The organism is Actinomadura sp. KC216 (assembly GCF_004348535.1).
Lineage (GTDB): Bacteria > Actinomycetota > Actinomycetes > Streptosporangiales > Streptosporangiaceae > Spirillospora.
On the sequence record NZ_SMJX01000123.1, the window covers coordinates 1 to 22,688 of the forward strand.

A 22,688-nucleotide genomic window follows, 5' to 3' on the forward strand; every position below is an offset into this window, starting at 1 on the left:
GGGAAGCGGGGGGACGGGAACGCCTCCGGGATGGTTGAATCACGTCCCATGTGGCACTCGTCACAACGATCTTCCCCGTGGCGGCAGTGGTATCAGCAGGGAATTTCCAGTGAATTGGATATTCCCGACATTTCCGTTACTCGGCTTCTCGATGATGCCGCGGAGCGGTATCCGCGGCGGCCCGCGCTCATCTTCTTCGGCCGCCGGATCTCCTACCGGGAGCTGCGCGCCGCCGTGGACCGGTTCGCCGGGGGCCTCCACCGGCTCGGCGTCCAGCCCGGCGACCGGGTCGCGCTGATCCTGCCGAACTGCCCGCAGCAGGTCATCGCCTTCTACGGGGTGCTGCGCCGGGGCGCGATCGCGGTGCAGCACAACCCGCTGTACACCGAGGAGGAGATGCTCCACCAGCTCGCGGACTCCGGTGCCCGCGCGGCCGTCGTGCTGGATCGTTCCTATGCGACGGTGCGCGCGATCAGGTCCGAGCTTCCGCTTGAGCACATCGTCGTGACGTCGCTGACCGAGTATCTGCCGGCGGCCAAGCGGATCGCGTTGCGGATGCCGCTGGCGGGGGCGCGGCGGCGGAGGGCGGCCATCACCGCGGACGTGCCGGACGATCCCGGCGTCGTCCCGTTCCGCGACATGCAGCGGGAGCCGCGTGAGCAGGTGCGGCAGCTGGAGATCGAGCCGTCGCGGCAGCTCGCGGCCATCCAATACACAGGCGGGACGGAGGGGCGTCCCAAGGGCGCGATGCTCACGCACCGGAATCTCGTCGCGAACGCCTGCCAGCAGCACGCGTGGGACCGTGAGAGCCGTCCGGGCGAGGACGTGACGCTGGCGGTTCTGCCCCTGTTCCACTCGTTCGGGTTGATGAGCTGCCTCGTCGCGCCGGTGATGACGGCTGGGGCCGTTGTGCTGCTTCCGCGTTTCGACGCCGGTCATGTGCTCGGGGCTATTCGCAAGTACCGACCTACTATTTTTCCCGGGGTGCCTACGCTTTATGAGCAGTTGCTGGACAGCCCGGGGTTTCTGCCGTCGGATCTGAATTCGCTGCGTGTTTTCATCTCTGGCGCGATGGGGCTTGGGCAGGGGACCATCGATCGGCTCGAACGGGTGGGCGCCAAGGGGCTGATCAATTGTTATGGGCTTACGGAGGCGTCTCCTGCCGTCACCGCCAATCCGCTGGGCGGCGGGGCGCGGAACCTGAGCGTCGGGCTGCCGCTGCCCTTGACCGATGCCGTCATCGTCGACCAGGACGAGCCGACGAGGGTTCTGCCACCGGGTGAGCCCGGCGAATTGGTCGTGCGCGGGCCGCAGGTGTTCGCGGGCTACTGGAACGCGCCGCTCGCCACTGCGCAGGCGCTGTCGAAGGGGTGGCTCCGGACGGGCGACATCGCGGTGATGGACGAGGACGGCTTCTTCACGATCCTGGAGCGCCGGCGCGACATGATCAAGGTCAGCGGGTTCAGCGTCTTCCCCACGGAGGTGGAGAGGGTTCTGCGCCGCCACCCGGCCGTTCATGACTGCGCGGTGGTCGGCGTGCCGGACGCGCGGCGCGGGGAGCGCATCATCGCGCACGTGGTGGAGCACCCCGCCTACCTTTTCTCGGCGGACGAACTGCGGCGGCATTGCGAACGCTTCCTTTCGCACTACAAAGTGCCTGCGGAATTCCGTCCGCGGACGGAACTGCCGCGCAACGTGCTGGGGAAGGTCGTCCGGCGGCGGCTCCGCGACGAGATCGTCAACTCGCCCGCATAGCCGGGGGAATTCTCCTGCATGGGCGTCACCGTCCCTTGCCGGTGGTTGACTGTGCGGGTGCACACCGAGACCGTCCAACCGGGGTTGTTCGCCCGGCTCGTTGAGGTCGGGCGCGACCAGGCGGCCCGCGTTCCGTCCGTGCCTTCCGTGGAGCCGGAGACGCTGTATGACCGGCACGGTGTGCTGGTGGTGCGTGTCGGTGACGTGGTGGTGAAGGCGCACCAGGCCGACCGGGAGCACGGGGCACCCTTCCTGGAGCGGATACGGGTGGCGGCCACCGTTCCCGACGTTCTTGTCTCTCCCCTTGACCCGCCGCTGGATGTTGACGGGCGGACGGTCACGGTCTACCCCTACGGTCAGCCGGTGGATCCGCAGAAGGACCTGCCCTGGGAAGAGGGGGCGCGGCTTCTGGCCGCGCTCCATGCTGCGGTCGTGCCGGTAAATGCGCCGTCTTGGGGGCGTCCTGCGCGCGTGGCACGCCGCGTCTCGGAACTGGGGCACGGGCCGGCCGAGGACGTGGTGCGGCGCGCGTTCGCCACTCTGCCCGGCTGGATACGCGGCGATGGCGAGGAGCCTCCCGGTACGGCGAAGCGCCTCATCCATGGTGACTGGCACCTCGGCCAGATGGTCCGCGCCCAGGACGGACGGTGGCTGCTCATCGACATCGAAGACCTCGGTACGGGCGACCCCGCCTGGGACCTCGCGCGTCCGGCCGCGCTGTATTCGGCGGGCGTTCTGGACCCCGATGAGTGGGGCCGCTTCCTGGGCGCGTACCAGGAGGCGGGCGGCCCGGCCGTCCCGGTGGAGGGCGACCCCTGGACGGCCCTGGACGTTCCCGCGCGAAGTCTTGCGATCCAGATCGCCGCAACGTGCGTCATATCGGCGGAAAGGGAGAAGCGACCGCTCGATGGGGCGGAGCAGGCGATGGTCGACGCCTGCGGAAGAATATCGGCGGCGGGGGACACGGCATGACGTGGCGCGAAACCTGCCCTACATTTAGCCTCTACCTGGGGATCCATACTGGAAGGAAGAGAAGGCGATGCACTGCCCTAAGTGTCGTGGCGTGATGCGGACCTACACCCGCAGCGGAGTCCACATCGAGCAATGTGACAGCTGTCGGGGCATCTTCCTCGACTACGGAGAACTCGAGGCCCTGGCCCAGATGGAGTCGCAGTACCGGGCGGCCCCGCCACCCGCCGCCGCGCCGGGTTGGGGCGCACCGGCGGCGTCGGTGCACCACCATCACCATGGGCCGCGCCACCACCGCCCCCATGGCGGGAGCGTCTTTCACATGCTCTTCACCACCTGACCGGCTCCGCGCGAGCCGATCGGCGACAGTTGGGCCCGCCCCCTAGGGACGCCTAGGGGGCGGGCCGTCTGTCTATAGGCGCGGGTCTACGGGTTCTGACTCCAGGGCCAGGACGGCGAAGACCGCCTGGTGGACGCGCCACAGGGGTTCACCGGCGGTGAGCCTGTCGAGGGCCTCGATGCCGAGGGCGTGCTCCCGCATGGCCAGCGAGCGCTTGCGGCCGAGTGACCTGCCGCGCAGCCGGTCGAGGTTCTCCGGCTCGGTGTAGTCCGGGCCGTAGATGATGCGGAGATATTCGGGGCCGCGGCATTTGACGCCCGGCTGGATCCGCTTGTCCTCCGGGAACGGCCCCAGCGGCTTGACGACCATGCCCTCGCCGCCCGCGGCGGTGAGCTTCTCCCACCATTCGGTGACGTCGGCCTCCGACTCCGGGGAGTTCAGGTCGGCGGTCATCGAATCCGTCCGCTGGACGAAGCCGCTCGGGTCATTGTCCGCAAGCCGTCCGGCCACGGTCATGTGCCAGTCGTGGTCGCGTGCGACGGCCCAGGAGCGGCCTTCCCCGGCGAGGATCTGGAACGGCGCGAGGCGCAGGCCGGTGAGGCCGTCGACCGTCCAGCAGTAGCGCGCGTAGGCGTCACGGAACCGGGACGCGTTGGCGGCGCGACGGTCGATGTGCTCCCGGAGGCCGCCGACGTCGAGGCCGCGTCCTTCCGCGCGCGCGAGAAGGTCGGACGCCATCGGCAGAGCGGCGCGGGCCGCCGCGCCAGTGGCGGCGTACTGCGTGCGGATGAGGTCCATGGCCTTGGCCGACCACGGCAGCAGTTCACTGTCGATGACGAGCCAGCCGGTGTCGAGTTCGTCCCAGAGCCCTGCGGCGCCTATCGCGGAACGGACCCGGTCCAGTACTTCGGGCGTGCGCGACGGGTCGCGGAAGAAGGGGCGCCCTGTGCGGGTGTAGATGGCGCCGGTCGTTCCGTCGGTCACGCCGAAGCGGTCCGTGGCGATCGATGCGTCGCGGCAGACGACGACAACGGCTCGCGAGCCCATGTGCTTCTCTTCGCACACCACGCGGTCGATGCCCTTGTCCCGGTAGGCGGCGAGGGCCTCCGCGGGGTGCTCCAGGTACCCGGGCAGGGGCGACGTCTCGGCGGGGGCCATGGTGGCCGGCAGGTAGACGAGCCAGCGCGGGTCCACCGCGAACCGGCTCATCACCTCCAGGGCGGCTAGGGCGTTCTCCTCGCGGACGGCGACGCGGCCCATCAGGCGGGTCTCGACGCCCTGCGCGCCGAGCACGTCCTCGATCTTCAGGACCTCGTCCTCCCGGTGCCCGCCCGCTACGGCGCCGGACGGCGCGTCCAGAGGACGCGTCGGCTCGTACCAGACCTGACGGGCCGGGACGGAGACCAGCTCACGCTCGGGATAGCGCAACGCCGTCAGCTTCCCGCCGAACACCGCGCCTGTGTCGAGGCAGATGGTGTTGTTGACCCATTCCGCTTCGGGAACGGGTGTGTGCCCGTACACGACCATGGCCTTGCCCCGGTAGTCGCGCGCCCATGGATACCGCACGGGCAGGCCGTACTCGTCGGTCTCCCCCGTGGTGTCGCCGTAGAGCGCGAACGACCGGACACGGCCGGACGAACGACCGTGGTACTCCTCCCTCAGCCCGGCGTGGGCCACGACCAGGTCGCCGCCGTCCAGGACGTAGTGGCTGATGAGGCCGTCCATGAAACGCATCGCGTCGTCGCGGAAATCGTCCGGTTCGGCGGCGAGCTGCTCCAGGGACTCGGCGAGGCCGTGCGCTACGCGCACCTTGCGCCCGCGCAGGGCACGGACGAGTTTCGCCTCGTGGTTGCCCGAGACGCAGAGCGCGTCGCCGTCGCCGACCATGCCCATCACCAGCCGCAGCACGCCCGGCGAGTCCGGTCCGCGGTCGACGAGGTCGCCGACGAAGACGGCCATGCGCCCGCCGGGATGGTGCGCGCCGACCGCGAGGCCCTCCGCGTCCCGGTCGATCTCGTAGCCGAGATCGGTGAGGAGGTCCTCCAGCTCGGCGCGGCAGCCGTGCACGTCGCCGACGATGTCGAACGGCCCGGCCAGCTCCCGCCTGTCGTTCCACGCCTTCTCGTACACGACGGTCGCGGCGTCGATCTCCGCGACGCCGGTCAGCACGTGGACGCGGCGGAACTCGCGCGCCAGCGACCGCATCCCGCGCCTCAGCTCGCGCCGCTGCCGGGGGATCACATGCGGAGGCAGGTTCCGGTCCAGCCGGACGGCGTTCCGCTCGGCAGCGACGCTCTCAGGGACGTCCAGCACGATCGCGACCGACATCACGTCGTGGTCCTTGGCGATCTTCAGCAGCGACTGCCGCGCCGCGCTCTGCACGTTGGTGGCGTCGACCACGGTCAGCAGGCCGCGCCGCAGCCGCTTGGCGACGATGTAGTGCAGCAGGTCGAACGCGTCGCCGGTCGCGGACTGGTCGTTCTCGTCGTCCGACACGACGCCGCGGCACTCGTCGGACGAGATCACCTGCGTCCGCCGGAAATGCTTGCGCGCGAAGTACGACTTGCCCGAACCGGTCACGCCGACCAGCACGACGAGGCCCATCTCCGGGACCCTGATCTCGGTCATCGCGTGAAAACCCCCATCTGCGTAGGCGCGCCGACCTCGGGATCGTCGTCGCCGACGGGCACGTGCCGGACGCGGTACCCGTGGGCGCCGGCGACCCGGTCCGCCCATGCGCGGAACTCGGCGCGCGTCCACTCGAAGCGGTGGTCGGGGTGGCGCATCGCACCCGGCGCGAGGCCCTCGTAGCGGACGTTGTGCTCGGAGTTCGGCGTCGTGACCACCACGACGCGCGGCTTGGCGTGCTCGAACACGACCCGTTCCACGGCGCTGAGGCGCGGCGGGTCGATGTGCTCGATGACCTCCATGAGGACGGCCGCCTCGTAATCGCGGAACCGTTCGTCGGTGTAGGTGAGCGCGCCCTGGAAGACGTCCTTGACGCGGTCGTTCGCGCTGCGGGGCCGCTGGTCCCAGCGGAGCCGCCGCCAGGCGTGGCTGAGCGCGCGGTGCGACACGTCCGTCCCGGAGATCTCGTTGAAGAAGTCGTCCTGGGCGAGGCGCGAGAGCAGTTTCCCGGAGCCGCAGCCAAGGTCGATGACGCGTCTGGCGTCCTCGTCGCGCAGAGCCTGCACGACCGCCTGGAGACGGCGTTCCGCGAGGGAAACCTGTTCCTCCGGCGGAGACTGCTCTCCGCCGTCCTCGGCGGCGGGCGGTTCCTCCTCCACCTGCACCGGGTCCAGCGCCTCGTCGGTCGCGTCCTCGGCGTCGGCGAGACGGCCCAGCGCGGTCCGGACGAGACCGCGCCGGTTGGCCAGATAGCGGCGGGTGATGGTGCCGCGATCGGGGTGCGTGGCGAGCCAGCCCTCACCGGCGCGGATGAGCTTGTCCACCTCGTCCGGCGCCATCCAGTAGTGCTTGGCGTCGTCCAGGACGGGCAGCAGCACGTAGAGCTGGTTGAGCGCGTCTGCGAGCCGCAGAGTCCCGGTCAGCGTGAGCGTCACGTACCGGGAGTCGCCCCAGTCGCCGAACTCCGGGTCGAGCGGGACGGGAACGGCCGACACGTCCCAGCCCAGTGGCGCGAAGAACCGTTCCGCCTGCCGCGGACCGCCACGGCACGGGAGCGCGGGCAGGACGACCTCAAGCGGAATCGGTGTCTCCGCCAGTTCGGGACGCTGGTCGCAGCGTCCCCGCATAGCGGTGCGGAACACGTTCGCCATGGCCGAGGCCAGGAGCGACGACGCCGCGTACGGACGGTCGTTGACGTACTGGCCTAGGGAGAAGTCCGGTGTGCCTCTGCCGCGCGTGCGCACGAGCTTGACCGGGTCGACGTCCAGCAGGAGCGCCGCCGTGCAATGGGACTCGTCCGCGTCGGGATAGAAGACGTGCGCCGTGCCGAAGGACTGCTCGAACGCCTGCACTCGTCCGGGATGCTTGTGCAGGAGGAATCCCAGGTCGGTCGCCTGGCTCAGGGTGGTGGTGATCGTCAGAAGCACGCCGACAAGTCTGGCGGACCACCGCGAACCGACCACATCCATTTTCCGGCGTTTTCCGGCGTTTACCGGCCGGACGGCGGAAAAGGGTTTGCGGTCACGTTTCCGTTGCCGCCACAATCCGGAGCGTTATGAGCAGACATCCCCGCCGGGAGACGGCGCAGGAGACCGTGAGAATCCTCGACCGCGGCGATTACGTCGCGCCGTCCGGCCGTACGGTCTCGATCGACGACCGCCTGGCCCGCGCCGTCCGCGGCACCGTTCTGTACCGCCCGGACGAGCTGGACGAGCTGCTGGAGCACCTGCCCGCTCCCGTTCAGCCCGGCACCGAGACGCGCATCGAGGTCACCGGCGAGACGACGCTCGCCGCCGCCCTCCGGCTGTCCGGGCAAGGGACCGTTCCGTTCGCGCTGAACTTCGCCTCTGCGAAGAACCCCGGCGGAGGGTTCCTGAACGGAGCGCACGCCCAGGAGGAAGGCCTGGCGCGGTCGTCCGGCCTGTACGCGTCGCTGCGTTCAGCCAGGGAGTTCTACGACTTCCACCGCGCGCAGGGCGACCTGCTCTACAGCGACCACATGATCTACTCACCGGACGTGCCAGTGTTCCGCGACGACGCGGGAAAGCTGCTGGACGAGCCGTACGACGTCGCGTTCCTGACGTCCCCCGCCCCCAACCGAGGCGCCATCAACGACGCCGCCAAGGCGGACCGGATCCGCGACGTGCTCCACCTACGCGCCCGCAAGCTCCTCGCCGTGGCGGAGGCCAACGGGCACCGGCGGCTGGTGCTCGGCGCCTGGGGCTGCGGTGTCTTCCGCAACGATCCGCAAGAGGTGGCCGAGGTGTTCGCGGAGCTGCTGCTTCCGGGCCAAGAGTTCTCCGGCCGTTTCGAGCACGTCGTCTTCGCGGTGTGGGACACCGCCAAGGGGGCCCCCAGGCACGCCGCCTTCCAGAACGTCTTCGCCTAGCGACCTTCCGGATGGGCCTGCTCATAGGGCCGTTCTTCGACACGGCCCTCGCGGGCGTCGAGCCCGAGGAGACCGGGTCGGCGGGCGGCACGCTCCCGCCGTCCAGCAGCTCGGCGCGCAAGGCCCGCTGCGGGACGCGTCCCGCAGCGGGCCCTCCACACGTTCCGGGGGTCAGAGCTTAGCCATGACCTCCGTGGCCAGCAGCTCCAGGTGCTCCAGGTCCTGCAGATCCAGGACCTGGAGGTAGACGCGCTCGGCGCCCAGCTCCGCGAACCGGCCGATCTTGTCGACGAGCTCGCCCGGCGTGCCGGTCAGGCCGTTGGTCCGCAGCTCCGGCACCTCGCGTCCGATGGCGTCGGCGCGGCGCCTCACCTCCGCCTCGTCCCGGCCGCAGCAGACGACCTGCGCCACCGAGTACACGAGCGGCTTGGTCCGGCCCGCCTCGGCGCAGGCCGCGCGGACGCGGTCGAACGCGGCGGCCGTGCCCTCCGGCTGCGTGAAGGGGACGTTGTACTCGTCGGCGAAGCGGGCGGCGAGCCGCGGCGTCCGCTTCGCCCCGGTCCCGCCGACGATGACCGGCGGGCCGCCCGGCTGGGCGGGCTTGGGCAGCGCGGGCGAGTCCGCCAGCGTGTAGTGCTCGCCGCTGAAGGAGTAGGTCTCGCCGTCCGGCGTCCCCCAGAGCCCGGTCAGGATCTCCAGCTGCTCCTCAAGCCGGGCGAACCGCTCCCCCAGGCTCGGGAACGGGATGCCGTACGCGGTGTGCTCCTCCTCGAACCAGCCCGTCCCGAGACCGACGTCGACGCGCCCGCCGCTCATCCGGTCGACCTGCGCGACGGAGATCGCCAGCGGGCCGGGATACCGGAACGTCGCGGCCGTCACCAGCGTGCCGAGCCTGATCCGGCTGGTCTCCCTGGCCAGCGCGCCCAGCGTGATCCACGAGTCGGTCGGGCCCGGCTCGCCCGTCACGTCCCCCATCTTGACGAAATGGTCCGAGCGGAAGAACGCGTCGAACCCGAGGTCCTCCGCCGCCTTCGCGACGGCCAGCTGTGTCTCGTAGCTCGCCCCTTGCTGGGGCTCGGTGAAGATCCGGAATCGCATGACCCCATCCTGCAACCCCGGCGGCCCCGCCCGTGACCCGGGTCAGCGCCGCCGGGACAGCGCCGCCCGGTCAGCGGCGCCGGATGATCCGGGTGCGGGTGACGGCGCCGTTGTTGGTCCGGTCGAGGTCGAGGGTCGGCGAGGCCGCCGTCCACGACGTCCGCAGCACCGTCCCGGCGCGGACGCTCCCGCGCGGCACCGCCGTGAGCCGCAGCGTCCTGGACTCGCCCGCCCGGAGCGACCCCACCGAGCACACGTAGGCGCCGCGGCCTGGCACGCACGCCGTGTTCCACCCGACGAGCTTGACGGGCCCCTCGGACAGGACCATCACGCTCTGCGCCGTGGCCGGGCCGTTGTTGCGGACCATCACCCGGTACGGGATCTTCGCGCCGGCGCGGGCCCTCGCCGGCGCTGACCTGGTGATGGCGAGGTCCGCGGTGGCGGCGACGCGCGCGGCCGGGAACCTCCGGGTGACGCGCGTCCCGGCCCACGTCACCGTCCCGAGCGGGCTGATCCGCTGGCCCGGCTTCGCCCGCTCGACGACCCGGGCCCTGATCACGCCGCTGACCCTGCCGCCCCGCCGGACGGCGCCCATCCGGCAGACGACCCTCCACCCGCTGGACGCGCACTGCCTCTCGCCGGACACGAACGCCAGCGACTTCGGCAGCGTCGTCCAGAACACCGCCTCGCGGGGCCTCGCCCTGCTGGTCTGCAGCTTCCCGGCCTTGCCCTTGCCCGCCTTCGCCTTCCTCTTCTTGGCCTTGACCTGCTTCGGGCGCGGCTTCCCGGCGACGCGGATCGTCCACTTCCACTCGTAGGTGCGCCCCGGGATCACGTCCCTCGCGGGGCCGGACGTCCGCAGCGCCACGGCCACCTTCGCTTTCGCCTTCGCCTTGGTGTGCGTCTTCGGCTTCGGCGGCGGCTTGAGAAGACCGTCCAGCCGTATCGGGTCCGAGGACCGCGCCGGACCGCCCGCGTCCGCTACGGCCGCGGCGGGCACGACCGCCAGCAGCGGCGCGGCCGTCAGCAGGACGAGACCGCGCACCTTCCATGTCCGGATCACAATGAGCCCCCCGTGGCCTGCGGTTTCTACGTACGGACACGTCCGTTGTAGCGACCGCCGACCCCGCCGCCTAGCGCCGCGTCGGCGTGTCATCACACACGGTGACCAATGTTCCATCAGGGAGAATCACGAGTCCGGAAAGATCCGGTAACTCAGCGTCCTTCTGGCTCGCCGTAGAGGGCGCGGAGGAAAGCGAGCGCCATCCGCCGCTTATCGCCGGAGTCGGTGCGCAGCTCGGCGAAGTAGGCGTTGAGCTCCGCGAGCTCGCACGGCGTCTCGTCCGCCCCCGCCGGGTCCTGGCCGCCGAGCGGCTCCCTTCCCTCGGCGATGCGGGCGAGGTCACCGGCGCGCCATCGCAGCGCGTCCTCGATGGCGCCGCGGGTCCTGGCCTGCGGCCAGCGCTCCCCCGCCTCCAGGTTGTAGACCGTCTTGACCGTCACCCCGGCCCGCTCGGCCAGCTGCTCCTGCGTCAGCCCGAGCGACCCGCGCCTGGCCACCGCGTACTTGGCGACCCGCTCCCGGTCCACGTCCCCGGCCATGCCGCCCAGCATGCCGGAAACACCAGGAAACATCCACCGGCCCCGTCCACGGCGTCCCGTGCGTCCCCGTGCGTCCCCGTGCGTCCCCGGGTGTCAGACGCGCCAGTTCGCCCGGTAGGCGGGGTGGTCGGAGTACGGCGTGGCGAGGAGCCGCAGCGTCGTGCACCCGCCCTCGCGGACGTGCTCGCCGCACGCCTGGCAGACGCCCGTCCCGTTCATCCGCGAATGCAGTTCGAGCAGGCGCCGCTTCACCTGCACCTCCGCCACGACCCGGGCCGGCGAATGGCGGGCCATGTGCAGCGCGACGCCCTCCTTGACGAACGAGACGTCCAGCACGTGGTGCGGCCCGAACCCCGGACGGCTCTGCCACGGGTACTCGTTGACGCTCCGCAGCGAGACCGGCCTCTGCAGATGGTCCATCGGCCGCCGCCCCAGCCGGAGCCGCTCCCCGGAATGCGTCTCGACCCACTGCCACCGCTCGTCCCCGGACAGGTCGGGCCCGCCGTTCGGGCGGGACCGGTAGTCGGCCGCCCACCGCGCGGTGTCCTCGTCCTCGAAGAGCCGGGCCCGCAGGAACTCCACCAGATCGCTCACAGCCACTCCGTTTCCGCCGTCGAGGCACCCGGCACCGATCCTGCCACCGCAAGATCACTGCCCGCGCCGACCGGGCCGCGGCGGGCGGGCGCGTCAGAAGTCGTCGGCGATGAACGGCGCGAGAGGCACGGCGAGCGCCGCGTCCAGGCGGGCGGCGGCGGACGGCGTGTGCTCGGCCACCGTGCCGACGCGCACCAGGGTGGTCACGCGGTTGCCGCCGAGATAGACGGCGGCCAGGTCGGCGGCCGGCAGGGTCAGGTCGGGGGAATCCGCCGTCCGGTCGCAGGACGGCGCCGGTCCGGTCTTCACCCGCCAGCGGCCCTCGTTCGCCGGGATGCGGGCGTCGCGCACCTCCAGGACGAACGTGTCGTCGGCGGCCCAGGACCGGGCCCGAATCGCGGCCGGGACGTCGATCAGCCGGAGCCAGAGGGCCCCGTAGTCGCCCTTGATCGTGACCTGGTCGGGGTCGGCGGCCATGTGCGGGAGCAGGTCGTCCACCGGGCGGCCGGGCGCGAGGATGCGGGAGGTGAGGTCGATCTCCGCCAGGTAGCGCCAGAGCGCGGCCTCGATCCGCGGCGTCTCGGCGACGAGGTCGCCGACCCTGACCGCCCGCTCGCCCTCGCTCCCCTGGTTCGCCTGGATGCGGTAGACGGCGTATCCGCCCTGGTGGACGACGACGCGGGGCTCGGTGGCGCCGGGCGCCTCCCGGTCGACCGAGCCCAGGACGTCCCGCGTCCACCATTCGGTGTCGCGCAGCAGGCTGCCCGGACGCTCCGCCAGGGACCGCGTGTAGAGCGGGTCGAGGATCTCGGGGGCGGACTCGGCGTCGACCAGCCGGAGCGGCCCAGGGTCGGGCACGGTGCGAAGCTCCAGCGGGCGGGACGTGTCGACCTCCATGTCGATCGTCCGGGTGGCGAGACCGAACCCGTACCGCCCGTAGATGACGCTCTCCGACGCCCATAGCGCGGCGACCGGACGGCCCGCGGCGACCGCGTCCGCGTGCATCCGGTCCATCATCGACGTGAGCACCCCGCGGCGGCGGTGGGTGGGCAGCACCCCGACGAACGTGACCGCCGAGCAGTCGAGGAAACCGCCCGGCACGGAGAGGCGCGCGGGCATCGCCGCGAGCTGCCCGGCCAGCGTCTCGCCGTCGTAGGCGCCGATGCGCTCGGCCCGCCGCACCCGCCACGATTCGCGCTCGTACTCGCTCTCGCCGATCCGCTGGTGGAACACCATGCCGGCGAAGTCCACCATCCGGTCGGCGTCCCCTTCGGGGATCTCCCTGATTTCGACCACGCTTCAACGGTATGCCAGCGGCGCAACCAGTTTTCGCAGGTCCAGACGCGCAGGTCAGCGCAGGTCAGCCGCGGACGAGGGTCGCGAGGCACTCCACGTGGTGGGTCATGGGAAATGCGTCAAAAGCGCGGAGGGTCTCCAGCGTCCAGCCGCGCTCGCCGAAGTAGGCGAGGTCGCGGGCCAGGGTCGCGGGGTCGCAGGACACGTAGGCGATCTTGCGTCCGGCGAGGCGGGTGATGTGCTCGACGACGTCGCGGCCCGCGCCGGTGCGCGGCGGGTCGAGGACGACGAGGTCGGCGCGCCGGACCCGCTCGCCGCGGTGATGCCCGCCGCCGCGCTTGTTCTGCGCCTTCGACCCGGCGGACGCGCGGCCGAACTCCAGGTCGGCGACGACCTCCTCGACCGGTCCGCGCTCGATGGACACGTTCGGCAGGTCGCGCAGGTTGAACCGGGCGTCGCGGACGGCCTGCCCGTCGGACTCGACGCCGACGACGAGGCCGTCCCGGCCGATCCGGTCGGCGAGGACGCCGGCGAACAGCCCGACGCCGCAGTAGAGGTCGAGGGCGATGTCGCCGGGCTTCGGTTCGAGCGCGTCGGCGACCGCGTCGGCGAGCACCTGCGCGGCGCCCGGGTGGACCTGCCAGAAGCCGCTGCCGCTGACCTGGTACAGGCGCCCGGACACCTCCTCGCGGATGTACGGGAGGGAGGCGCCGGGCTCGGGCTTGCCGCGGACGAGCCGGACGGGAACGTCCAGCCGCGGGACCTTGATCTTGCGGCGGTCGCGGCCGCGCAGCACGACGAGGCGGTCGCCGGTCGTCGCGGACACGATGCCCTCGACGCCGGACGCGCCCGGCCAGCGCTTGCGCTCGATGCCCATCAGCTCGACGCCCGGGTGGGCGATCAGGCATTCGTCGATCGGCTCGATGTCGTGCGAGCGGTGCCGCCGCAGCCCGACGACGCCGCCGGAGACGGTGAACTGCACGCGGGTGCGCCACCCCAGACCCGGCGGCGGCGCGACGTCCGAGTCGACCGGGTAGGGGATCTCCTCGACGGTGACCGTCCGGTCGATCCCGGCGAGGCGGCGGAGCTGCTCCTCGACGACGGCGGCCTTGAGCGCGCGCTGCGCGGGGAGGGAGGCGTGCTGCCAGTCGCAGCCGCCGCAGCGTCCGGGGCCCGCGAACGGGCACGGCGCCTCGACCCGGTCCGGCGACGCCTCGATGATCTCCACGGCGTCGGCGCGGAGGAAGTTCTTGGCGCGCTCGGTGACGCGCGCCCGCACCCGCTCGCCCGGCAGCGCGTGCCGGACGAAGATCACGCGCCCCTCGTGCCGGGCGACGCAGAAACCGCCGTTGGCGACGTTGCCGACCTCCAGTTCGAGGACGTCGGGCAGGTCGGGGACGTCGGGTTCCAGGTCAGTCACGGTCCGAAACACTACCCGTACCGGGACGCGACCCGGTCCGCGGCGGCCGCCGGGACGCGCCGGGCCCGGGCGGCTCCGCCCGCCCCTTGAGCCGGTCGGACGAGGCGAGCTGCCACGGGACGCTGACCACCATCACACCGGGCTGGAACAGCAGCCGGCCCTTGAGACGCAGGGCACTCTGGTTGTGCAGCAGGTGCTCCCACCAGTGGCCGACCACGTACTCGGGCAGGAAGACGGTCACCACGTCGCGCGGGCTCCTGCGGCGGACGCCCCTCACGTAGTCGAGGATCGGTCGGGTGATCTCGCGGTAGGGCGAGTCGAGGATCTTCAGCGGGGTGGGCAGGTCGAGGGCGTCCCACTCCTGCTGGAGCCGGGCGGACTCGGCGGCGTCCACGGACACGGTGACCGCCTCCAGGGTCGACGGCCGGGTGGCGCGGGCGTACGCCAGCGCCCGCAGCGTCGGCTTGTGGATCTTGGAGACGAGGACGATGGCGTGGTTGCGGGCGGGCAGCACGATGTCCTCGCCGGAGGGCACCAGCTCCTCGGCGATCCGGTCGTAGTGCCGCCGGATGGCCTTCATCAGCAGGAAGATCAGCGGCATCGCGATGCAGACGATGTACGCGCCGTGGGTGAACTTCGTGATCAGCACGACGACCAGGACGAACCCGGTCGTGGAGCCGCCGATGGCGTTGATCACCCGCGACCGCATCATGTGCCGGCGCCGGGCCGGGTCGGTCTCGGTGCGCAGGTGCCGGTTCCAGTGCCGCACCATGCCGATCTGGCTCAGGGTGAACGACACGAACACGCCGACGATGTAGAGCTGGATGAGCTTGGTCACCTCGGCCTGGAACGCGTAGACGAGCAGGCCGGCCATCGTCGCGAGGATGATGATGCCGTTGCTGTAGGCCAGGCGGTCGCCGCGGGTGTGCAGCTGCCGCGGCAGGTAGCCGTCGCGGGCGAGGATCGAGCCGAGCACCGGGAACCCGTTGTAGGCGGTGTTGGCGGCGAGGAACAGGATGAGGGCCGTGACCGCCGCGATGTAGATGAACGGGATCGAGCCGTCCCCGAACACCGCGGACGCGACCTGGGTGAGGATCGGCTCCTGGACGTAGCCCTCGCCCACCGGCGTGCCGTTCCGGACCAGGTCGACCGCGGGGTTCTCGGCGACCCGGACGTCCGAGCTCAGCGCGAGGGCGATCACGCCGCAGAACATGGTGACCGCGATGAGGCCCATCATGAGCAGGGTCGTGGCGGCGTTGCGGCTCTTGGGCCTGCGGAACGCGGGCACCCCGTTGCTGATCGCCTCCACGCCGGTGAGGGCGGCGCAGCCGGACGAGAACGCCCGCAGCAGGAGGAACACCACGGCGAGGCCCGCCAGGTCGTGCTGCTCGGCCCGGATCTCCAGGTCCGCGGTGGGCGCGGTGAGATCGTCGCCCATGACGCCGATCCGGAACACCCCGAACACCACCATCGCCAGGACGCCGATGACGAAGGCGTAGGTGGGGAACGCGAAGAACGTCCCGGACTCGCGGACGCCGCGCAGGTTCGTCACCGTGAGCAGCACGATGATGGCGAGCGCCGCGATCACCGGGTTCTCCCCGATCCAGGGGATGGCCGAGCCGATGTTCTCCACTCCGGACGAGACCGACACCGCCACGGTGAGCACGTAGTCGACCATGAGCGCGCTGGCCACGGTGAGCCCGGCGTTCGGGCCCAGGTTCACGGTGGCGACCTCGTAGTCGCCGCCGCCGCTGGGATAGGCGTGCACGTTCTGCCGGTACGAGGCGACCACCACGGCCATCAGGAGGACGATGGCGAGCGCGATCCACGGGCCGTACGCGTAGAAGGACGCCCCCGCGACGGCGAGCATCATCAGCAGTTCCTGCGGCGCGTACGCGACCGAGGACAGCGGGTCGCTCGCGAAGATCGGCAACGCGACGCGCTTGGGGAGCAGTTGCTCGTGCAACTGGGTGCTGCGGAGCGCCCTTCCCAGCAGCAGGCGCTTCACAAGGTCCGGAGCCTTTGACACGAGAGGAGACTCTAGCTCTTGGGCATGACGCCGCCGCCGTGCCCCCGGCGGGCGCGACGCGGGTGCCGGGCCGGGTAGTACTCGCCTGGGCGGATGTGTAGGTTTGCAGGCCGGTAGGGATCATTCACTGAAACGTTCCTCGGGTGCGGCACGGCATGGGCGGTCGGCGAGAGTGCCGTGGACGGCGCGGGGGGTACAGGGGGAACGTCCCCCTGGACGGACAGAGGGAACGGCCGTGCATATCGTGATCATGGGATGCGGGCGGGTCGGTTCGACACTCGCCCACATCCTGGAGGACAAGGGTCACTCGGTGGCCATCATCGACCAGAACCCGGAGGCGTTCCGCCGCCTGCGCAGCGGGTTCCGGGGCCGCCGCATCACCGGGTTCGGGTTCGACCGGGAAGTGATCGCCGAGGCGGGCATCGAGCGCGCGTCCGCGTTCGTCGCCGTCAGCAGCGGCGACAACTCCAACATCATCTCCGCGCGGGTGGCGCGGGAGACGTTCGGCGTCGACAACGTCGTCGCCCGGATCTACGACCCGCGCCGCGCGGAGGTCTACCAGCGCCTCGGCATCCCCACGGTCGCGACCGTCCGGTGGACGGCCGACCAGATCCTGCGGCGGCTGCTCCCCGAGGGCGCCGAGCCGCTGTGGCGCGACCCGACCGGCGCGGTCGTCCTCGCCGAGCTGGACTCCGGGCACCTGTGGGTCGGTGAGAAGGTCGGCGCGCTGGAGGAGCACGCGGGCACGCGGGTGGCGTTCCTGTCGCGGATGGGCGAGGCCCTCGTCCCCGACCGCGACACCGTGATCCAGGACGGCGACATCGTGCACATCATGGCCGGCGCCGACGACGTCGAGCGCGTGAACCTCGCCGTCGCGGCGCGGAACGGGGAGGAGTCCTGATGCGGGTCGCGATCGCCGGTGCGGGCGCGGTGGGCCGGTCCATCGCCCAGGAGCTGCTGGAGAACGGGCACGAGGTCCTCCTGATCGACAAGAGCCCGAAGGCCATCAAGGTGGAGATGGTGCCGCGCGCCGAATGGCTGCTGGCCGACGCGTGCGAGATATCCGCGCTGGACGACGCCGCCCTGCAGCGCTGCCAGGTCGTGGTCGCCTCGTCCGGCGACGACAAGGTCAACCTGGTGGTGTCGCTGCTGGCCAAGACCGAGTACGGGGTGCCGCGCGTGGTCGCCCGGATCAACCACCCGAACAACGAGTGGCTGTTCAACGAGTCGTGGGGCGTGGACGTGGCGGTGTCGACGCCGCGGCTGCTGTCCGCGCTGGTGGAGGAGGCGGTCAGCGTCGGCGACCTCGTCCGGCTGATGACGTTCCGGCAGGGCGAGGCGAACCTGGTGGAGCTGACGCTGCCGGAGGACGCGCCGCTCGGCGGGGAGCGGGTCGGGTCGGTGGCCTGGCCGCGCGACACGGCGCTGGTGGCGATCCTGCGCGAGGGCCGGGTGCTGGTCCCGACGTCCGACGACACCCTCGAACCGGGCGACGAGCTGATGTTCGTCGCCAGCCAGGACGTGGAGGACGAACTCGCCGAACTGCTCGGCGGCCACTGAACCACGGGTCCCAGCGACCTCAGCCCGCTGCCTGAGCAACCTCTGGCGTGGGCCGTCGCGATCGCGAGCGAAGCCAGGTTCGAGCTTGCGAGAACCTGATCGCGCAGCGAGCCGCCAGGCGAGACGGAGCGATGCAGCGATCGCGCGCATTTCTCGACGATGGAGGGCGCCCAGCGCCCGAAGGAGGAGAGAAATGCAGTGAACTACGCGGGTTCTTTGCGTTCCATGGGGGTGCGGCCGCGGGCGAGGAGCCAGACCATGGCCGCGAGCGCCGCGACCTGCAGCGGCCAGCCCATCACGATCTTGGCGGGGCCGAGCAGGCCGCTCTGGTCACCGTCGGCGAGGTAGATCGGGTACTGGACGGCGACGCGCGCCGCGCACGGCACCACCAGCAGCCAGGTGAGCCTGGAGCAGAGCCTCACGATGCCGGGGTCGCGGCGCCAGGCGGTCGGATCGCCGGTGACGGTGCCGATGATGAAGCCGACGACCGGCCACCGCACCGCGATCGAGAAGATCATCGCGGCGGCGTAGCCGGCGTTGAGCAGGATGCCGGGCAGGAACGCGTCCTCGGCCTTGCCCGAGCGCAGCGCGAAGAACGCGGCGACCGCGATGCCGACCAGGCTGTTCAGGACGAACTGCGGGTTGGAGCGCTGCGCGATCCGGACGGCGAGCAGCAGCACGGCCGCGCCGACCCCGGCGGCGACGGCGGGCTTGATCTCGTCGAGCACGACGTAGGTGCCGGTGAACGCGATGGTGGGGACGGCGGCCTCGATCATGCCGCGGACGCCGCCGAGCGCCTTGGCGAGCTGGGCGCGCACGGCCGCCTCGACGGTGTCGTGCGCGTCATCCTTCCCCGCGGGTCGGGGGGCGGCGGTCGCGCCGGATGCGGCGGGGTCTCCGGTCTCGGTGTCCACGCCGTCCTCCCGGCTCGCTTCGACTTCGCTCACGTCGCACTCCCGGCCGCTCGCCGCGGCCTCATGAACCGCCGCGCAGCTCGTATCGCGGATTGAACATGACCTTGCGCCCGTCCTGCGTGCTGACCAGCCCTTCGGCGCGCAGCATGCGCCCGGGGTCGATGCCGGCGATCTTGCGGCGGCCGAGCCAGACCAGGCTGATCACGTCGGTGCCGTCGTACAGCTCGGCCTCCAGTGCCGGGGCGCCGCCCCGCGGACGGAGCGTCACCGTACGTAGCGTACCGGCCACGCAGTGGCGCTTGCGCTCGGCGCACTCGGTGATCGGGGTCGCACCCTCGACGCCCGAGGATTTCTGCAGGTCTTCGGCCTCGAGCTCGGCCCGGCTCGACGCCATGCGCCGCAGGAAGCGCCGCAGCCCGCCCTTCTCGCGCTCGGCCGATGCCTCGTCCATGCCTCGAAGCGTATGGCATCCCCGGACGAATCGGACCCCCTGCCACGCCCTCGATCGGTTCGCGCCGCCAGGTATTGGAATGAAGCATTCCGTTCTGCTATTATCGGAACAGAGCATTCCGCTCCGACAGGAAGGAAGAGCCGTGACCGCCACGCTCGACACCCCGGTCTCACCATCTGAGATCCGCCCCGACGCTCCTCAGGAGACCGCCGCCACCCCGCACCCGCGCCGCTGGCTCGGGCTCTCCGCTGTCCTGGCCGCCACCCTGCTGAACCTGCTCGACTCCACCGTCGTGAACGTGGCCGCCCCCGCGATCCGCGCCGACCTCGGCGGGTCCTACTCCGCGCTCCAGTGGATGGCCGCCGGATACACCCTCGCCCTCGCCGTGGCGCTGCTCACCGGCGGGCGGCTCGGCGACATGTTCGGCCGCAAGCCCGTCCTGCTGGCCGGGGCCGCCGGGTTCGTGGCGACCTCCGTGGCCTGCGCGTTCGCCTGGTCGCCGGAGAGCCTGATCGCCGCGCGGGTCGCGCAGGGGCTGTGCGCCGCGGTGATGATCCCGCAGGGCTTCGGGCTGATCCGCGACCTGTTCGGCGCCAAGGACGTCGGCAAGGCGTTCGCGCTGTTCGGCCCGGTGATCGGGCTGGCCACGATCCTCGGCCCGGTGGTCGCCGGGCTGCTGGTCGACGCCGACCTGCTCGGCACCGGCTGGCGCGCGATCTTCCTGATCAACGTCCCGGTCGGCGCGTACGCGCTGGTCGTCGGCGCGCGCGTGCTGCCCTCCCCCGCCGCGACCGAACGCTCCGGCGGGCTGGACGTCACCGGCATGCTGCTCGGCGGGCTCGGCATGAGCATGCTCGTCTACCCGCTCGTCCAGGGCCGTGAGCTGGGCTGGCCGACCTGGTCGCTGGCGCTGCTCGCCGGGTCGGCGCCCGTCCTCGCCGCGTTCGCGCTGCACCAGCTGCGCCGCGCCCGCCGCGGCCGGACGCCGCTCGTGCGGCTGTCGGTGTTCGCCAACCGCTCCTACAGCTCCGGTGTCCTGTTCGTCGTCGTCTTCTTCGGGCTGATCACCGGGTTCTCGCTGGCCGTCGGGCTGTTCCTGCAGCTCGGGCTCGGCTACACCCCGCTCGCGGCGAGCCTGGCGATGGCGTCCTGGGCGATCGGCGCGTTCGCCGGGTCGGCGTTCTCCAGCATGGCGATGAACGGCCTCGGCCGGAAGATCCTGCACCTCGGCCTGGGCATGATGCTCGCCGGGCTGGCCGCCCTGTACGCGGTGTTCGAGACGGCCGGGACGGGCCTCGGCGGCTGGCACCTGGTCGCGCCGCTGCTGCTCTTCGGCGCCGGGATGGGGATGATCTTCGTGCCGCTGTTCGACATCATCGTCGCGGGCATCGCCGACCACGAGGTGGGGTCCGGGGCGGCGGCGCTGGAGTCGATCCAGCAGCTGGGCGCGTCGCTCGGCATCGCGATCCTCGGGACGGTGTTCTTCGGCGCGATCGGCGCGCCGGTGGCAGGGCGGTTCGACCCGTCCGCCGCGCTCGAGGCCGCCGAGCGGGTCACCGAGCTGACCCTCGCCCTCACCGCCGTCGCGTTCGCGGTGGCGTTCCTCCTCCCCCGTCGGTCCCGCGCCCACTGACCGGGGCCGTCCCGCCGAACTCGCCGTCCACGCCGGACGGCGTTTTCGGCGTTTCCCGGGCCGTCAAGGGCCTCCGGAGCGGCGGATGCGCGAGGCGGCCATCGCGGTGAAGTAGCCGATCTCGGGGACCTTCATCAGCCGCGCGGTCGCGAAGTACAGCGCCCCGCCGCCGAGACCGCCGACCACCACGGCGAGCAGGGCGGGAACCCGGTCGCCCGGCAACTGGCCGAAGCCCCAGACGGCCGCCGCACCGAACGCGACGGCGGGCAGGGCGGCCAGATGCAGGCGGGTGAGCGCGACGAGGATCCGGCGGCCGTCCATCCCGCCGAGCCGCCTGCGCAGGACGATCACCGCGCCCGCCGCGCCGACCAGGTAGAACAGCCCGTACGCGACGGGCAGCCCGAGCACGATCTGCCGCGCCGGGACGAGCCACATCAGCGCGAACGCCGTCACGGCCTGCGCGATCCCGGCCGGGACGGCGATCAGCCCGGGCGTGCGGGTGTCGCCGAGCGCGTAGAAGACGCGCATCAGCAGCTGGTGCAGCGTGAACGGCAGGACCATCACGGCGAAGACCATGAGGACGGCGCCGATGCGCCGCGCCCCGTCCACGCTGAGGCTGCCGTAGGCGAAGAACGTGACCGAGCCGGGGACCGCGAACACCAGCATCCCGAGCCACAGCGGGACGAGCAGCGCGCTGGACAGCCGCAGCCCGCGGGAGAAGTCGTCCCGGACGAGGTCGCGCCGCCCGTCCGCGACGTGCGCGCTCATCCGCGGCAGCAGCGCCGTGATCACCGACACCGCGATGATCGCGTACGGGAGCTGGAACACGACCAGCGCGAACTTGTAGGTGGCGAGCCCGCTCCCGGCGACCGGACCGCCCGCGGCCTCGGCGGCCCGGTCGGCGGCGCGCGTCGCGACGTTCGCGGTCACGAGGACGCCCACCTGCGCGACGACGATGTAGAGCAGCATCCACGACGCCGCCCGCACCGCCTCGCCGAGCCCGGAGCCGCGCAGGTCGAGGCGCGGACGCCACCGGAACCCCGCCGACCGGAGTGTCCAGGCGAGGACGGCGCTCTGCGCGACCGTGCCGAAGGCGGAGCCGAGGCCGAGGAGGGCGAGCTGCCCGTCGGTCACGGTTTCGGTGGTGCGGCCCCGCCCGGCGACCCAGAGGAAGAGCAGGCCCGCGGCCATCGTGATCAGGTTGTTGACGACCGGCGCCCACATCGGCGCCCCGAACCGGCGCCGGACGTTCAGCAGCGTGCTCGCCAGCCCGCTGACGCCGATGAAGAAGATCTGCACGAGCAGCAGCCGGGTGAGCAGCACGGCCACCTCGCGCTGCCGCCCCTCGTACCCGCCCGCGTAGAGGGAGATCAGCTGGTCGGCGGCGAGCACGGCCGCGACCGTCAGCACGGCGAGCGCCAGCAGCACGACGCCGAGCAGCCGCCGCTCCGTGGCCGCTCCCCCATCGGCGTCCCGCATCCGCCGCTTGACCAGGAACGGGACGAACACGCTCGCGAGCAGCCCGCCGAGCAGCAGCTCGTACACCGTGTAGGGGATCATCTCGGCGGCCTGGTAGGCGTCGCCGAGCAGCGCGGTGCCGAGCGCCGCGCCGATCACGACCGTGCGGAGGAAGCCGGTGGCGCGGGAGAAGACCGTCCCGATCGCCATGACGGCGCTGGAGTGCGCGACGCCCGGCGGGGCGGCCTGCGCGGCGCCGCCGATCTCGTCGCGCTCGGAGCCGGGCCGGTCGGCGGTCCCCGGGTCGCCGACGTCGCCGGGGTCGCGGACCGGGACCAGCCCGATCTCCGGCTCGCCGGGCGGTTCCGCCCGCTCCGCCTCCTCGATGACCGCCGGCATCAGGACGCGGCGCCTCTCGGGCTCGTCCTTTTGGTCGGGTTCGTCCATCGGCATCACCCCCGGAGGCGCCAGTATGCCGCGTGGGGCGCCCACCCTTCACGGATGAGCGCCCCACGCGGCTTCCTGCAGATCAGGGACGGCCGCCCGCCGTCC

At 71.8% G+C, this 22,688-nt stretch carries 20 protein-coding genes; 8 read left to right on the top strand and 12 right to left on the bottom strand.

All coding sequences use genetic code 11. From position 1 onward, the window contains the following. Positions 1-114: 114 nt before the first annotated feature. The 3 genes from E1264_RS21725 to E1264_RS21735 all read left to right on the top strand — a co-directional run bounded on the left by E1264_RS21725 (position 115) and on the right by E1264_RS21735 (position 3,064). Positions 115-1,755, top strand: a complete 1,641-nt coding sequence (locus E1264_RS21725) for an AMP-binding protein (RefSeq protein WP_243711079.1) — start codon at positions 115-117, stop codon at positions 1,753-1,755. A gap of 18 nt (positions 1,756-1,773) precedes the next feature. Next, the gene (locus E1264_RS21730) at positions 1,774-2,727 is read left to right on the top strand and encodes a phosphotransferase (protein ID WP_132176350.1); all 954 of its coding nucleotides are present in this window, start codon (positions 1,774-1,776) and stop codon (positions 2,725-2,727) included. 67 nt (positions 2,728-2,794) lie between these two features. Continuing rightward, positions 2,795-3,064 (top strand): zf-TFIIB domain-containing protein, encoded by a 270-nt coding sequence (locus tag E1264_RS21735; protein ID WP_132176352.1) that lies wholly within the window; start codon positions 2,795-2,797, stop codon positions 3,062-3,064. A gap of 72 nt (positions 3,065-3,136) precedes the next feature. Here the strand turns inward: E1264_RS21735 and E1264_RS21740 are convergent, their stop codons facing one another. After that, positions 3,137-5,692, bottom strand: a complete 2,556-nt coding sequence (locus E1264_RS21740; RefSeq protein WP_132176354.1) for a polynucleotide kinase-phosphatase — start codon at positions 5,690-5,692, stop codon at positions 3,137-3,139. Further along, positions 5,689-7,119: a 3' terminal RNA ribose 2'-O-methyltransferase Hen1 gene (locus E1264_RS21745; protein WP_132176356.1), complete on the bottom strand. Its 1,431-nt coding sequence runs from the start codon at positions 7,117-7,119 to the stop codon at positions 5,689-5,691. The genes E1264_RS21740 and E1264_RS21745 overlap by 4 nt, the downstream gene beginning before the upstream one ends. Before the next feature lie 128 nt (positions 7,120-7,247). Here E1264_RS21745 and E1264_RS21750 point away from each other — a divergent pair, with 128 nt between their 5' ends. Next, positions 7,248-8,081, top strand: coding sequence for a TIGR02452 family protein (locus E1264_RS21750; protein ID WP_132176358.1), 834 nt, complete (start codon positions 7,248-7,250; stop codon positions 8,079-8,081). Positions 8,082-8,092: 11 nt separating this feature from the next. Further along, positions 8,093-8,263, top strand: coding sequence for a hypothetical protein (locus E1264_RS43560; protein WP_165964291.1), 171 nt, complete (start codon positions 8,093-8,095; stop codon positions 8,261-8,263). On the opposite strand, the gene E1264_RS21755 is transcribed toward E1264_RS43560, so the two are convergent. From E1264_RS21755 to E1264_RS21785, 7 genes are all read right to left on the bottom strand, one after another. Beyond that, the gene (locus tag E1264_RS21755) at positions 8,253-9,179 is read right to left on the bottom strand and encodes an LLM class F420-dependent oxidoreductase (protein ID WP_132176360.1); all 927 of its coding nucleotides are present in this window, start codon (positions 9,177-9,179) and stop codon (positions 8,253-8,255) included. The genes E1264_RS43560 and E1264_RS21755 overlap by 11 nt on opposite strands. Positions 9,180-9,249: 70 nt before the next feature. Next, entirely contained in the window at positions 9,250-10,242 is a 993-nt protein-coding gene (locus E1264_RS21760; protein ID WP_165964292.1) for a DUF11 domain-containing protein, read from the bottom strand. Positions 10,243-10,394: 152 nt separating this feature from the next. Further along, the gene (locus E1264_RS21765) at positions 10,395-10,781 is read right to left on the bottom strand and encodes a helix-turn-helix transcriptional regulator (RefSeq protein ID WP_165964293.1); all 387 of its coding nucleotides are present in this window, start codon (positions 10,779-10,781) and stop codon (positions 10,395-10,397) included. A gap of 93 nt (positions 10,782-10,874) precedes the next feature. After that, positions 10,875-11,375 (bottom strand): DUF6221 family protein, encoded by a 501-nt coding sequence (locus E1264_RS21770; protein ID WP_132176366.1) that lies wholly within the window; start codon positions 11,373-11,375, stop codon positions 10,875-10,877. Between the two features lie 93 nt (positions 11,376-11,468). Continuing rightward, positions 11,469-12,671, bottom strand: coding sequence for a GNAT family N-acetyltransferase (locus E1264_RS21775; RefSeq protein WP_207936068.1), 1,203 nt, complete (start codon positions 12,669-12,671; stop codon positions 11,469-11,471). Between the two features lie 64 nt (positions 12,672-12,735). Beyond that, entirely contained in the window at positions 12,736-14,091 is a 1,356-nt protein-coding gene (locus tag E1264_RS21780; RefSeq protein ID WP_132176368.1) for a class I SAM-dependent RNA methyltransferase, read from the bottom strand. After that, positions 14,084-16,120 (bottom strand): APC family permease, encoded by a 2,037-nt coding sequence (locus E1264_RS21785; protein WP_132176370.1) that lies wholly within the window; start codon positions 16,118-16,120, stop codon positions 14,084-14,086. The genes E1264_RS21780 and E1264_RS21785 overlap by 8 nt, the downstream gene beginning before the upstream one ends. Before the next feature lie 235 nt (positions 16,121-16,355). Here E1264_RS21785 and E1264_RS21790 point away from each other — a divergent pair, with 235 nt between their 5' ends. Both E1264_RS21790 and E1264_RS21795 read left to right on the top strand, forming a co-directional pair. Beyond that, a complete protein-coding gene (locus tag E1264_RS21790) occupies positions 16,356-17,021 on the top strand; it encodes a TrkA family potassium uptake protein (protein WP_132176372.1) in 666 nt (221 codons plus the stop codon). Then, complete coding sequence (locus tag E1264_RS21795; RefSeq protein WP_132176374.1) at positions 17,021-17,680, top strand: TrkA family potassium uptake protein; 660 nt, start codon at positions 17,021-17,023, stop codon at positions 17,678-17,680. Before E1264_RS21790 ends, E1264_RS21795 begins: the two co-directional genes overlap by 1 nt. A gap of 203 nt (positions 17,681-17,883) precedes the next feature. Here E1264_RS21795 and E1264_RS21800 read toward each other — a convergent pair whose 3' ends face one another. Together E1264_RS21800 and E1264_RS21805 are read right to left on the bottom strand one after the other, a co-directional pair. Continuing rightward, positions 17,884-18,498, bottom strand: a complete 615-nt coding sequence (locus tag E1264_RS21800) for a DUF3159 domain-containing protein (protein WP_243711081.1) — start codon at positions 18,496-18,498, stop codon at positions 17,884-17,886. Between the two features lie 157 nt (positions 18,499-18,655). After that, entirely contained in the window at positions 18,656-19,045 is a 390-nt protein-coding gene (locus E1264_RS21805; protein WP_132176378.1) for an OB-fold nucleic acid binding domain-containing protein, read from the bottom strand. A 142-nt stretch (positions 19,046-19,187) separates the two neighbouring features. Here E1264_RS21805 and E1264_RS21810 point away from each other — a divergent pair, with 142 nt between their 5' ends. Beyond that, positions 19,188-20,678 (top strand): MFS transporter, encoded by a 1,491-nt coding sequence (locus E1264_RS21810; RefSeq protein ID WP_207936069.1) that lies wholly within the window; start codon positions 19,188-19,190, stop codon positions 20,676-20,678. A 63-nt stretch (positions 20,679-20,741) separates the two neighbouring features. Here the strand turns inward: E1264_RS21810 and murJ are convergent, their stop codons facing one another. Further along, positions 20,742-22,589 carry a murein biosynthesis integral membrane protein MurJ gene (murJ, locus tag E1264_RS21815; RefSeq protein ID WP_132176382.1) on the bottom strand — a complete coding sequence of 616 codons (1,848 nt, stop codon included), beginning with the start codon at positions 22,587-22,589 and terminating at the stop codon, positions 20,742-20,744. Between the last annotated feature and the right edge of the window lie 99 nt (positions 22,590-22,688).